The following is a 12,366-nucleotide window of genomic DNA, read 5'->3' as shown; positions in this document are numbered from 1 at the left end:
TTCCATGCCGCACCCGCAGGACGCCGCCGCCCTCCCCCGCCCCACCGAGGCGGAGCTGACGGTCCGGCTGCGTGCCGCCGGCTGCGTGTTCGCCGAGGACGAGGCCCGGCTGCTGGCCGGAAGCGGAGCGGCGGCCGACGCCCTGGCCGGAATGGTCGACCAGCGGATCGCGGGCATCCCCCTCGAGCACATCCTGGGCTGGGTGGACTTCTGCGGCCTGCGGCTGGCGGTGGGGCCCGGCGTGTTCGTGCCCCGCCAGCGGTCGGCCTTCCTCGTCGAATGCGCCGCGGGCCTGACGGCGCCGGGGGCCACCGTCCTCGACCTCTGCTGCGGATGCGGCGCGCTCGGGGTGGCGCTCGCCCACAGGGTCGCGGACCTCAGGCTCCACGCCTCGGACATCTCGGGCGCCGCCGTCGACCTCGCCCGGCGGAACCTCGCCGCACTGGACGTCGGGCTCTACACAGGAGACCTCTTCGACCCGCTACCGGTGGCGCTGCGGGGCAGGATCGAGATGCTGCTCTGCAACACCCCCTACGTGCCGACTGCGCGCGTGGCGTCCCTGCCGCCCGAGGCGCGGGAGCACGAGCCCCTGATCAGCCTCGACGGCGGGTGGGACGGACTGGAGCTGCAGCGCCGGGTGGCCCGGCGCGCCCCGGAGTGGCTGGCACCCGGCGGACACGTGCTGTTCGAGGTGGGCGAGGACCAGGAACAGGACTGTCTCCGCCTCCTCCGCGACGCAGGGCTCAGGGCCTCGTCGAGGAGTCGCGGGGACATCGGCGCGACCGTGGTGATCGGCACGGCCGAAGGATGAAGACCGACTTCAGGAAGGAGATCGGCAGCTACACCGCGCCGCGCGGGCGCTTCGAGGTGGTGACGGTCCCGGTGCTGCGGTTCCTCATGATCGACGGCCACGGCGACCCCAATACGTCGGACGCCTACCGGGACGCCGTCACATCGATCTACCCCGTCGCCTACGCGCTGAAGTTCCTCAGCAAGGGCCAGCTCGGCCGCGACTACACCGTGATGCCTCTCGAGGCGCTCTGGTGGTCCGAGGACATGCGGTCCTTCACGGCCGCCCGCGACGCGTCGCGGTGGGACTGGACGGTGATGATCATGGTCCCGGACTGGACGACGTCGGACCAGCTGGAGACGGCGTACCGGACCGTGGCCCGCAGGGGCGGCGCGCCGGCGCTCGACGCGCTCCGCCTCGAGGCGCTCGACGAGGGCCTCGCGGTCCAGACCCTCCACCTCGGCCCCTACGACACCGAGGGCCCCGTCCTCGAAGCGCTCCACGGGGATTTCCTCCCGTCCCACGCGCTGCAGGAGACAGGGAAGCACCATGAGATCTACCTCGGCGATGCACGGCGCACCCCGCCCGGGAAGTTGCGGACGATCCTTCGCCAGCCCGTCGCCCCGATGGATCGCCGGGCGCGACCGGACGAACCTCCGCGGACGGCGCGGGAACCCGACGAGACGACAGGGCGAGCATGGAACTGACACACGGCATGGAGCGCTTCACGGTGGCGCAGAGGATCACCATGATGGTCAATCGCTACGAGGTACGGACCCTCGACGACGGCGGCCGTCCGGGCGCGCTGCTGGCCGTCGCCCAGCAGAAACGCGCGGCCTTCAAGGAGCAGGTGACGTTCTACGCGGACGAAGCGCGGAGCACTCCCCTGTTCTCCTTCAGGGCACGGCAGAGGCTCGACGTCGGCGCCACCTACGACGTCCTCGACGCCGGCGGCCGACCGATCGGGCTCTTCCGGAAGAACTTCGGCGCGTCCCTGCTGCGCTCCACGTGGCACCTCGAAGCCGCGGGCGTGCAGGCCACGGGCAGCGAACGGAACGTCGGCGTCGCCCTCGGCCGGCGGATCTGGGAGATGACCCCCGTCCTCGAGGCCTTCCCCTCACCCTTCCGGTTCCACTTCGACTTCGTCGACCGGGCCGGGCAGACGGTGCTGGCCTCCGAGCGCCTACCGTCGCTGCGCGACACGTACCTCGTCACCGTCCCCGGCGCCCGCCTCGACGGTCGCGTGGCAGCGGCCATGGCCGTCGCCCTCGACGCCCTGCAGTCCCGGTAGGAGCACCGGCGGCAGGTCCATCGGGTCAACCGTGGGGCCGCAGTGCGGACAGCACGACGACGACGTCGGCGCCGTACCGGGCGTCCATGCGCGCCTGGACCGTGCCGTCGTCGTACACGACCGTGACGACGACGAAGCCGCGATCGATCCCGGCCGTGAGCGCGGAGCCCTCGAGACCGGGATAGACCTCCTGCTGGATGCGCTCGAGGTCGTGCGGGGCGGTAGCCCCCTGCCTGCCGGCCAGCGGGTCGTCGAAGGGCATCGCGTCGTAGAGCGCGAGGGGGACGGGCACGCCCGTCCGCGTGAAGGCCCTGCCGTCCCAGGTGCCGGTCACCGCGTAGGCGCCCCACGTCACCCCGGATGCGGTCTCGAAGCCGCCGGCCGGCTCCCAGTCCCAGTTCAGGATCGGCGGGCCGCTGCACTGCGGCGGGTAGGACTCCATCACGCCGCCGAGGCAGAACTCGGGCGGCGCATCCCCGCTCTGCAGCACGGTGCCCTGGCCGATCACCTCGCCGTCCGCGGCGGGTGCGTCGGCCGCGTACGCACCCGTCGGATCAGCGGCGCGAGGGGCATCACCGGGAGCGACTCCGGGACTCCCCGGAGTCGCGCACGCCGTGAGGATCGCTACGAGCGCCGCGACGCCGAGGCGGACCGACCATGTCATGCACCCATGATCGGGGTCTCCTCGCACGGTGGCCATGGGCCCGGGCGAATGGGCGCCGAAACGTGACCGGCCGCGCCGGGATCACGCAGCCCCTCGGGGCGTGGTGATCTCGAGGCTCCGCAGGCGGACGATCTCGCGGACCACGTCGTCGGGCAGGGGCCTGGCCGCCGTGAAGCGGATGGTGCCCCTGGACCGGGAGAAACCCTCGAGTGCCGGCGCCACGGCATCGAGCACGGCGGGCGAGAACGGGTAGAGCGCGAGGTGCTGCGCGGCCGCGGCGACGCCGAGCAGCGGCTTCCCCTCGAGGAGGAGGGCCGGCACCCCGTAGCTCACCCCGTCCACCGCCTCGGGGCAGAGCTCGCGCGCACACGCGACGACGTGCCGGAGGCATGCGCGGTCCGGATCCTGCAGTCCGGCGAGTGCGTCATCGATCGATCCCATGATTCCTTCCTTCCACGACGGGATGCGGCGCGTCATGCCGACTGACGGCCTGGTCCGGCCCGGACACCGGTGCGCGGGATCCTTCGCGGGCGAGATGGAGCTCCCGCAGCAGCAGGAACAGCGGCAGGGCGAACGCGAGGGCGACCACGAAGGTGAGCGGGACGAAGAGGAGCCACCGGCGTCGCCAGCCGAGCCGGCGTCCCTCGACGGCGTAGAAGACGCAGGCCGCGACTGCGGCCACGATGACGTCCACGGCGGCCGAGGAACTGGCCGCATTGGCGAACCAGGCCTCGAGGTAGGTACCGTCGGTGCCCCTGTACGCCAGGTTGAAGTACCAGGTGCCGACCAGTCCGGCGACGGAGAGCACCGCGTATGCCACGACCACGGCCCAGGTGCGTGCGGGCACGGGCTGCCCGGTGCGGGAGCTCATGACGCGCCGCCCGGAGCCGGCAGGGCCACGGATGCGGGCGAAGGGACGCCCCGGTCGGGTTCCGCGCTCCGGACCACGATCACCAGGATCGACAGCGCGGCCAGGAGCACCAGCGCCACCGATCCCACGAGGACCTCCGGGCTCGGATGGACCACGGACTGCCCGGCGAGGGCCTGGAGGGTGAGGACCGAGAGAATCGCGGCGTAGAGCGCCGCGAGCACCCGGAGGACCCGGCAGCGCACCCGGGGCGACTGCAGGCCGGGTACACGGCGTGCCACCGCCTCGAGCAGGATGGCGCTGATCGGCAGCAGCTGCAGGGCGTGCATTCCGACGAAGTGGGGCACGCGGAGATCCCCGGCCACGGTGCTCCATCCGAGGAGGAACAGGCCGGGGCCGCCATCCCCCGCCCCGACCGTGTGCGCGCCGGAGATGCCGTGCCAGTCGTCGAGCTGCGCCGCCGTGGGACCCGTCATCAGGAACCCGAGGGCCAGGCCGGTCAGGCCGATGACCACCCCGGCCCGGATGGCGGTGGACCGTGCCGGGTCCCCGCCCCGCACGCGGAACAGGAGGACAGCCACCACGAGCGTCGCCAGCCACACCACGACGATGGAGATCGCCATGATGCCCCACAGCGTCGTGCTGAACGGCGAGGTCACGTTGAAGTGACTGGTGGTGTCCGCGACGACGGCGCCGACGATGATCACCATCTCCACCACGACGGCCACGGCGGCCGCCGTCCCCAGCCACCAGGCCAGGCGCCGTGCCGAGCGCACCTGACCGATCAGCCAGGACAGCGTCAGGGCGTAGAGCAGGAACGAGATCGAGAACTTCAGGGGTTTGGCCCATGCGGGCGCACCGACGATCTCGCGGGGGTCGATGACGAGGCCGACCACGCTCACGAGACCGGTGACGGCCATCAGGGCGGACAGGAGCAGGAGCGGTATGTGCCAGGCGACGCCGGCCTGCGGCCGGCGAACTGCGTTCGGGGGATGCGACATCGGTCCTCCTCGGGACTTCAGTGGGCGGTGGGGGGTGCCCCGCCGCGTCCGGCGTACCGGATGTAGGAGACGTGCTCCTGGGCGGCGCGGCGCAGCCCGGCGAACAGGGCATCCCCGAGCACCGTGCCCACGACGACCGTCTCGGCTTTCGCACTCCGCCCCTCCTGGGCGTCCACCAGGTCGAGATCGGCTTCCGCGACGGCGAGCGCCGCGTCGGCATAGTGCCGGTACCAGTCGTCCGAGGCGTTCAGGCCGGATTCCTGGAGCGCGGTGAGTGCGGCCGCGGCGTCGTAGCGTCCGCAGCCGTCCGGGTCGACGTGCCAGCCCTCGATCAACGGTGCCAGGCGCTCCAGGTCCGCCTCGCGGATCCTGTCCCGATCGACCACCCGGGTGGCGGCGCGCTGGGCGATGCCGAAGGTCTCGATGAGCGGGCGGTCGGAGTCGATGGCGTCGAGGACGTCGCCGGCCGCGGCAAGGCTCAGTCGACCGAGCCGGACGAGCGCCTGGATCAGCTTGAGGCGCCGGAGGTGAGGCAGGCCGTACTGCGCCTGATTGGGACTGGTCCGCGTGCCCGGGGCGAGAAGTCCTTCCCGGAGGTAGAGCTTGATGGTCGCGACGGGGATCGAACTCACCTCGCTGAGCTGGGCCATCCTCATATGGATATATTAGATATCGGATAGCAGGAATGTCCATCTTTCGCGGCCTGGGATTCATGGCCTACTGCGGGGGACGGGCACCCCGATCGGCCGCCTCGAGGCCGGACACCACCCGTCCGGCCTCGAGGCGGACCAGCCGGTCCGCCGCCCGGAGGACGACGTCGTCGTGCGAGACGCAGACGATCATCGCTCCGCGCGATCTCTCCGCCGTGAGGAGATCGGCGACGACGGCGCGCGTCCCGGCGTCGAGCCCCGTCGTCGGTTCGTCGAGCAGGATGACGTCGGCGCGCCGCGCGAGCCCCTGGGCGAGGAAGGCGCGCTGCCGCTGACCACCCGAGAGGGCATGCAGCGGACGCCGTGCGTACCCGTCGAGGCCGACGAGACCGATGCAGTCGTCGATGATGCGCCGGTCCCCGGAGGTGAGCCGCCGCACCAGCCCGGCCTCCGGCCAGCGCCCCATGCTCACGACGTCGTGCACCGTCAGCGGCATGCGGTCGGTGACCTCGCTGCGCTGGGCGACCAGCGCGGTGCTCCGGACCGGCAGGACCACCCGACCCCGGCGGGGCACCAGCAGGCCCGCCAGCACCGCGAGCAGGGTCGACTTCCCGGAACCGTTCGCTCCGGTCACCACGGTGATCCTGGCGGGCTCGACGGTGAGCGAGACGCCGCACAAGGCGTCCACGCCGTCATGGTCGACCCATACCCCGTGGAGGACGATCGGCCGCGCGTCGGTAGCGGTGGCGGGAGGCGAGGGGTGGCGGAGCATCCACCGAAACTACCATATTGAGAATGACTATCATTTAAGTCTAGGGTGGCGACGTGCCCTTCCTCCTCGAACCGTTCACCGCCGACTTCATGCTGCGAGCGCTCCTCGGCGGCTCGCTCTGCGCAGCCATCTGTGCCGTTGTCGGCACCTGGGTCGTCGTCCGCGGGATGGCGTTCCTGGGCGAGGCGATGGCGCACGGAATGCTCCCCGGTGTCGCCCTCGCGACCCTCGCCGGCGTCCCCGTCATCCTCGGAGCAGCGTGCAGCGCGATCATCATGAGCCTCGGCGTGAGTTTCCTGGCCCGGCGGGGACGCCTGTCCCACGACACGAGCATCGGACTCCTCTTCGTCGGCATGCTCGCTGCCGGCGTCGTCGTCATCTCCCACTCACGCAGCTTCGCCACCGACGCGACGGCCGTCCTCTTCGGCGACGTGCTGGCGATCCGACCGGGCGACCTCTGGCTGCTCGCCGGCGCCCTGCTGCTCACCGTCCTCGTTGCAGCCGCCTTCCACCGCGCGTTCATGGCCCTCGCCTTCGACCGGAGGATCGCGCAGGTGTCGGGGCTGAGACCCCGTCTCGCGCAGGTGCTCCTCGTCGGGCTCGTCACGCTCGCCGTCGTCGCCTCCTACCAGGCCGTCGGCGCGCTGCTCGTCATCGGGCTGCTTCTCGCACCCGCTGTTGCTGCCACTGCGTGGACCACGCGCATCCCGACGACCATGGCCCTTGCGGCACTGATCGGCGTCTTCTCGGTGTTCCTCGGGCTCCTGACCTCCTGGTACGTCGGCACCGCCGCCGGCGCGTCCATCGCCCTCGCCGCCATCGCATGTGCTGCCCTGTCGAGCATCATCCGCGGCATCACCCGGCGCCGCGCCTCTGCCGACAACCCGACCGACAGCTTTTCGCGAAGCTTCGACCGTTCCGCCGGTTCGGAACCGGTACATCCATCACAGAAAGCCCTTCGTGCGAACGCCTGATGCCCTGCTGCTCTGCCTCCCCCTGCTGACCCTGACCCTCGCTTCCTGCTCCACCGCCGATCCGTCCGGGCCCGCCGCGGAGGCGACGCCTCCTTCGGTCGCTTCCCGCTCCGCAGCGGCCCCGATCGGTGACGGTCATGGGATGCTCGAGGGCTCCACGGAAGTCGCCGAGCCCCAACTGCACCTGATGACCCTGGACACCGAAGGCCGGATCAGGCTGCTTGATCTGGCAGACGAGAACACCACGACCGTCGGCGGGATCCCGGACGTCAGCGGTATCTCGACCGACGGGCGCTACCTCTTCGCGTCGTCCGCGACCACCGGTGCGATGACGATCATCGACAGCGGGATGTGGACCTGGGACCACGAAGACCATTTCCACTACTACCGCGGTGAACCGAAGATCATCGGCACGATCGACGGCTCAGGCGGAGCGATCGTGACGCCCGGCTCCTCGGGTACGGGCGTCTACTTCCCCGACAGCGGTGAGGGCATGGTGCTCGACAACGACGCCCTCGCACAGGGCGAACTCGGCGTCCGTACCGGACTCTCGGCAGAACCGCATGAGGGGATGCTCGTCCCCCTCTCGGACGTCACCCTCCTGACCCGACCCGGTGCGGACGGGACAGCAGCCTCCGTCCAGGCCTTCGACGTCGAGGGCGAACCAGTCGGCGGCGCAACCGCCGACTGCATCGACGCGCAAGGCACCATCACCACGACGGTCGGCACCGTCATCGGATGTGATGACGGCGCCCTTCTGGTGACGCTCGAGGACGGTGATGTCGTGTACGAACGGATTCCCTATCCCGCCGGAACGAGTGCACCGAAAGCAACCGATTTCCGCGCCCGTGCGGGACGTCCGACCGTCGCCGCCGTCGCCGGAGACCGGGGTGCGTGGCTGCTCGATACCCGCGAACGGTCCTGGCACTTCCTGCCGGCCGATGTGCCCCTGCTCAAGGTCTCCGCGGTCGACGACGAGGAGGGCCACGTCGTCGCCCTCGCTGCGGACGGACGCGTCCTCGTCCTGTCCGCCGGGACCGGTGCGACGATCGCCGCGACCGACCCGCTCCTGCCACGGACCCTGGCCGATCCGGAGCTCCTGGCCGGGGTCGAGCTGACCGTCGACCAGCAGCGGGCCTATCTCAACGCTCCGGCCGAACAGTCGCTGTTCGAGATCGACTTCGCCGATGATGCCCGGATCGCCCGGACCTTCGACACCGACACCATCCCCGCTCACCTGGCGGAGGTCGGTCGATGAACAGGGCGCACCGGCGCCTGGCACTCGTCCTGGCCGCAACAGCGATCATCGGCATCCCCGGCTGCGCCGCAGCAGGGACCGATGAACCGGTCGTCGTGGTGACCACCAACATCCTCGGGGATGTCGTCCGGAACGTCGTCGGCGACGAGGCGGACGTACGGGTGCTCATGCAGCCCGACGCCGACCCGCACTCGTTCGAGATCTCCGCGCAGGATGGCGCGATGATGCGGCAGGCGGACCTGATCGTCACCAACGGCCTGGGCCTGGAAGAAGGGCTGCAGCAACACCTCGACAGTGCGCAGTCCGAGAACGTCCCCCTGCTCGTCGCCGGCGAGGTCATCGAACCTCTCGCCTACACGGAAGGCGAATCCGAGGGCGCACCCGATCCCCACTTCTGGACCGACCCGGGGCTCATGATCGACGTCGTCGACGAGCTCCAGACCCGGCTCTCCGACATCGGCGGGGTGGACGCCGCGTCGATCACGGAGTCCGCCGACGCATACCGCGCGGAGCTCTCGGCACTCGAGTCGTCCATGGCCACCGCGTTCGGGCAGATCCCCGCCGAGCGGCGGAACCTCGTCACGAACCACCACGTCTTCGGCTACCTCGCCGAACGCTACGACTTCCGCGTCATCGGTGCAGTGATCCCGGGTGGCACCACGCTCGCCTCACCCAGCGCCTCCGATCTCCGCGGACTCGTCGCCGCCATCGAGGAGGCGAAGGTCGGCACGATCTTCGCCGAGTCCTCCCAGCCCGATCGGCTCGTCCAGGTCCTCGCCGATGGAGCCGACATCGATGTCGACGTCGTCGAACTCTTCTCCGAATCCCTGACCGACCCCGGCGAGGGCGCTGACACGTACCTCGCCATGATGCGCACGAACACGGAGCGCATCTCCACCGGACTCTCACCCTGAGATCCGAACCATGGAAGGAGAATCATGACGATGAATTCGCTCACGAAACGCCGGAGGCACCTGGCCCTCGCCGCCACCGGGGCCACGTCCGCCCTGCTCATGACAGCGTGCGGCTCCGCCCCGGAACCGGCGGCGGATCCGTCGGCCGCTCCGGGGACCACCGCATCAGCGGCAGCCCCATCCGCTGCTCCCCGCGTGGCACTGACGTACGACGGCGGCATCGTCGTCCTCGACGGCACCACCATGGAGGTCGAGGGCGACCTGCCCGTCGAGGGATTCACGCGCCTCAACCCTGCAGGAGACGGCCGGCACGCACTGGTCACCGTGCCCGAGGGCTTCCAGGTCCTGGACCTCGGGACCTGGACCGATCCCTCCGGCTCCTGGCAGGCAGAGCCGAAGCTCACGGACCTGGTGTTCGAAGCCGACACCGCCGGGCACGTGGTCCAGCACGGCGACAAGACCGTCCTCTACGCCGACGGCACCAGCGACACCACCATCTTCACCACCGACGACCTGCTCGAGGTGGAGGACGGTCTCCCCGAAACCGAGATCGTCGCGGGCGACGAGGCACATCACGGTGTGTCCGTCGTCCTCGAGGACGGCACCTTTGTCACCACGGTCGGTGATTCCGAGAGCCGTTCCGGCATCAGGGTCATGGACGCCGACGGCGACGAGATCGCCACCAGCGACGAATGCCCCTCCGTCCACGGCGAGGGCACCACGAAGGACGAGGTCGTCGTCTTCGGCTGCAGCAACGGCGTTCTCGCCTACGACAACGGTGACATCACCAAGATCCAGGCCCCCGACGAGTACGGACGCATGGGTAACGCGTACGTCAGTGACGCCAGCCCCATCGTGGCCGGCGACTACAACTCCGATCCTGACTCAGAGGGCTACCTGCTCAGCGAACTGATCCTCATCGACACCGAAGCGAAGACCCTGAAGGTCATCGACCTCCCCGAAGGCGTCGAGTACACCTTCCGTGACGTCGCCCGCGGACCCGGAGGCGAGATCCTCATCATCGCCTCCGACGGCGCTCTGCACACCCTCGACCCCGACACCGGGGACATCACCGACTCCACCCCTGTCCTCGACCCCTGGGCGGGGCCCGTCGAATGGCAGGACCCGCATCCCGCCCTGAAGGTCGTGGGTGACACCGCGTACATCACCGACCCCGCCGCCAGGAAGCTCCACGCCGTCGACCTCACCACCGGCGGGATCACCTCGTCCGACGAACTGCCCGGCACCCCGAACGAGATCGCCGCCGTCGAAGGCTGATCCGGTTCCCGGATGAGGGTGGGCTCCGGACCCTGGTCCCACCCTCATCCGAGGGATGCGAGCTCGAGTTCCATGTTCGTCCGCGCACGCGCACTCCAGCGCTCCCTGGCCGCGGCGGTCCTGAACAGGGGCTCGAGGGTCAGGAGGTGCTGCAGCACGGTCCTGCGCCCCTCGATGAATGCCTGATCCGGAAGATGGGAATACTCTGCGCGCACGGCCCGGGTGTAGCTCAGGTAGTCCCCCTCCGCCGCGCCGAGCACCGAGAGGTCGGCGTCGCACAGGAGCTCACCGGCCCGGTCGCCGGGTGCCGGGTCGTGCGTGATGGTGAGCAGGACGAGCCGCTCCACCTCCCGCGCTTCCGGCTCACCCACCGTCCGGAGCCGCTCGGCGGCGAGCGCCGCGGAGGCGCGTTCGTCGTCGCCCGCCACCCCCTCGTAGACGGCGTCGTGGAACCAGGCGGCGAGGAGCACGCCCCTGCGGAGCGGGAGGTCCCCCGGTTGCAGCAGCAGGTCGAGTGCCTCGAGTACCGCGAGGAGGTGGGACGGCGTGTGGTACCTCCGGTGCGGTTCGCCCCAGCGCTCGAGGAGGTCCTCGCCCAGCACCGGATCCGACGGCAGGAGCGAGGCCCAGCGCGAGGCCAGCGCGGCCCGGAGCTTCGGGGCACGGCGGCGCGCGGGAACACGAAGGCCGCTCCTGACGAGCTCCCTCACGAGGTCCCCTCCGCTCACCTCCTGCGCCCCGCGCTCCACGAGGTCGCGGTACCGCCGGGCCGGCACGTCGTAGTGGTCCTCGTCGAACGCGCGGCGCGGGATGTCGGCGGCCGCTGCGAACCGGTGCAGTTCCTCGAGCGACCGCGTTGAGACGAGGTGGGAGAACAGCGTGCCGTGCGCCGGCCACGACGGTGGATCGATGAGGACGGCCATGCCCAGCAGTCTAGGCGTGCCGCCCGTCAGGTCGCGGCCTGTCCGGGTTTCGTCGCCGCCCCGTCGAGCCACAGCTCCGCCGAATCGTCACGATGCGCCCCCTCGGTGCCCACGTGCCGGTCGCCGATGGCGGCACCGTTCCTGATGACGTGCACCAGTGCCATGGCGTGGCCCCGGCCGAGGTCGTAGTCCTCCTTGAGCCAGGTCACGATCTCCCCTGCCTTCGTACCGGGTGCGTCGAGACCCCGCTCCGCCGCCCGGTCGACGAGTTGCCGCGGGGTGAGTCCCGTCTTCGCCTCGATGGCGTCGAGATATGCCTGGAATGACATTCTTCTGCTCCCTACTGTTCGCTGCGGAGGCCGTACGTGGCCAGGACGTTGCCCTTGCTGGTGCGCGTCAGGTCCTGCAGTTCCAGCTTCGTCACGGGATCCGACGGCTCGAAGAGATGACGGCCTGTGCCCGCGACCACCGGATGGATCATGAGCGTCAGGGAGTCGAGCAGGCCCGCGAACATGAGCCGGCGCACGAGGGAGATGCTGGCGCAGATGCCGATGTCACCGCCGTCCGTCTGCTTCAGGGTGCCGACGAAGTCCTCCAGCGGTGCGTCCATGAGGGATGCGTTCGTCCAGCCCAGCTCACCGTCGAGGGTGCGGGACGCGACGTACTTCCGCACGGGATTGATGAAGCGCCCGAACGGGTCGTCGGGCTCCGCGGCAGGCCAGTACTCCGCCCATTCCTCGTACCCGTGCCGCCCGAGGAGGACGGTGTCGACCCGGCCGATCATCTCCCCCATCCCGGCGCCGAGCTCGGCGTCGAAGCTGTCGAACTGCCAGAGGTGGGGGAATTCGACCACTCCGTCCACGGAGGAGAAGAGGCCGGCTGTGAGTCTGCGCATGGTGGCTCCCGATGATGGTGGTGACTTCCACCCCAGTAGACGCCGGAAAGGGCGCCGAATCATCGACGCGGCGAAACTTTTCCTGCCG

At 70.3% G+C, this 12,366-nt stretch carries 16 protein-coding genes; 7 read left to right on the top strand and 9 right to left on the bottom strand.

All coding sequences use genetic code 11. The annotated features are described in order from the left end of the window. Nucleotides 1–4: 4 nt before the first annotated feature. Genes CXQ97_RS14650 through CXQ97_RS14640 form a run of 3 tightly spaced genes read left to right on the top strand, consistent with a single transcriptional unit; the run spans nt 5 to nt 2,081 of the window. Nucleotides 5–811, top strand: a complete 807-nt coding sequence (locus CXQ97_RS14650) for a putative protein N(5)-glutamine methyltransferase (RefSeq protein WP_104181608.1) — start codon at nt 5–7, stop codon at nt 809–811. Further along, the gene (locus CXQ97_RS14645; RefSeq protein WP_104181607.1) at nt 808–1,497 is read left to right on the top strand and encodes a GyrI-like domain-containing protein; all 690 of its coding nucleotides are present in this window, start codon (nt 808–810) and stop codon (nt 1,495–1,497) included. The genes CXQ97_RS14650 and CXQ97_RS14645 overlap by 4 nt, the downstream gene beginning before the upstream one ends. Beyond that, nucleotides 1,488–2,081, top strand: a complete 594-nt coding sequence (locus tag CXQ97_RS14640; protein ID WP_104181606.1) for a hypothetical protein — start codon at nt 1,488–1,490, stop codon at nt 2,079–2,081. The genes CXQ97_RS14645 and CXQ97_RS14640 overlap by 10 nt, the downstream gene beginning before the upstream one ends. A 25-nt stretch (nt 2,082–2,106) precedes the next feature. Here CXQ97_RS14640 and CXQ97_RS14635 read toward each other — a convergent pair whose 3' ends face one another. The 6 genes from CXQ97_RS14635 to aztA form a co-directional block, all read right to left on the bottom strand. Then, complete coding sequence (locus CXQ97_RS14635) at nt 2,107–2,745, bottom strand: hypothetical protein (protein ID WP_104181605.1); 639 nt, start codon at nt 2,743–2,745, stop codon at nt 2,107–2,109. An 81-nt stretch (nt 2,746–2,826) separates the two neighbouring features. After that, entirely contained in the window at nt 2,827–3,186 is a 360-nt protein-coding gene (locus tag CXQ97_RS14630; RefSeq protein WP_104181604.1) for a DUF1801 domain-containing protein, read from the bottom strand. After that, nucleotides 3,170–3,616 (bottom strand): DUF2834 domain-containing protein, encoded by a 447-nt coding sequence (locus CXQ97_RS14625; protein ID WP_104181603.1) that lies wholly within the window; start codon nt 3,614–3,616, stop codon nt 3,170–3,172. Before CXQ97_RS14625 ends, CXQ97_RS14630 begins: the two co-directional genes overlap by 17 nt. Next, entirely contained in the window at nt 3,613–4,614 is a 1,002-nt protein-coding gene (locus tag CXQ97_RS14620; RefSeq protein ID WP_104181602.1) for a hypothetical protein, read from the bottom strand. The genes CXQ97_RS14625 and CXQ97_RS14620 overlap by 4 nt, the downstream gene beginning before the upstream one ends. Nucleotides 4,615–4,631: 17 nt before the next feature. Further along, nucleotides 4,632–5,270: a MerR family transcriptional regulator gene (locus CXQ97_RS14615; protein ID WP_104181601.1), complete on the bottom strand. Its 639-nt coding sequence runs from the start codon at nt 5,268–5,270 to the stop codon at nt 4,632–4,634. 61 nt (nt 5,271–5,331) lie between these two features. After that, the gene (aztA, locus tag CXQ97_RS14610; protein WP_104181600.1) at nt 5,332–6,036 is read right to left on the bottom strand and encodes a zinc ABC transporter ATP-binding protein AztA; all 705 of its coding nucleotides are present in this window, start codon (nt 6,034–6,036) and stop codon (nt 5,332–5,334) included. 53 nt (nt 6,037–6,089) lie between these two features. Between aztA and aztB the strand changes: the two genes are divergently transcribed. From aztB to aztD, 4 genes are read left to right on the top strand one after another with little or no spacing between them, the layout of a single operon-like run. After that, nucleotides 6,090–7,010 carry a zinc ABC transporter permease AztB gene (gene aztB, locus CXQ97_RS14605; protein WP_104181599.1) on the top strand — a complete coding sequence of 307 codons (921 nt, stop codon included), beginning with the start codon at nt 6,090–6,092 and terminating at the stop codon, nt 7,008–7,010. Continuing rightward, nucleotides 6,997–8,268 carry an ABC transporter gene (locus CXQ97_RS14600; protein ID WP_104181598.1) on the top strand — a complete coding sequence of 424 codons (1,272 nt, stop codon included), beginning with the start codon at nt 6,997–6,999 and terminating at the stop codon, nt 8,266–8,268. The genes aztB and CXQ97_RS14600 overlap by 14 nt, the downstream gene beginning before the upstream one ends. Then, nucleotides 8,265–9,182 carry a zinc ABC transporter substrate-binding protein AztC gene (gene aztC / locus CXQ97_RS14595; RefSeq protein WP_104181597.1) on the top strand — a complete coding sequence of 306 codons (918 nt, stop codon included), beginning with the start codon at nt 8,265–8,267 and terminating at the stop codon, nt 9,180–9,182. Before CXQ97_RS14600 ends, aztC begins: the two co-directional genes overlap by 4 nt. A 24-nt stretch (nt 9,183–9,206) precedes the next feature. After that, a complete protein-coding gene (gene aztD, locus CXQ97_RS14590) occupies nt 9,207–10,460 on the top strand; it encodes a zinc metallochaperone AztD (protein WP_104181596.1) in 1,254 nt (417 codons plus the stop codon). Between the two features lie 44 nt (nt 10,461–10,504). On the opposite strand, the gene CXQ97_RS14585 is transcribed toward aztD, so the two are convergent. From CXQ97_RS14585 to CXQ97_RS14575, 3 genes are read right to left on the bottom strand one after another with little or no spacing between them, the layout of a single operon-like run. Next, a complete protein-coding gene (locus tag CXQ97_RS14585; RefSeq protein ID WP_104181595.1) occupies nt 10,505–11,383 on the bottom strand; it encodes a DUF4031 domain-containing protein in 879 nt (292 codons plus the stop codon). Nucleotides 11,384–11,409: 26 nt separating this feature from the next. Continuing rightward, entirely contained in the window at nt 11,410–11,712 is a 303-nt protein-coding gene (locus CXQ97_RS14580; protein WP_104181594.1) for a DUF4287 domain-containing protein, read from the bottom strand. Between the two features lie 11 nt (nt 11,713–11,723). Beyond that, on the bottom strand, nt 11,724–12,278 hold the full coding sequence (locus CXQ97_RS14575) for a dihydrofolate reductase family protein (RefSeq protein WP_104181593.1): 555 nt from the start codon (nt 12,276–12,278) through the stop codon (nt 11,724–11,726). Between the last annotated feature and the right edge of the window lie 88 nt (nt 12,279–12,366).

This window comes from Arthrobacter sp. B0490, assembly GCF_002929355.1.
Taxonomy (GTDB): domain Bacteria; phylum Actinomycetota; class Actinomycetes; order Actinomycetales; family Micrococcaceae; genus Arthrobacter_D.
This window is presented reverse-complemented; position numbering and strand designations above follow the sequence as displayed.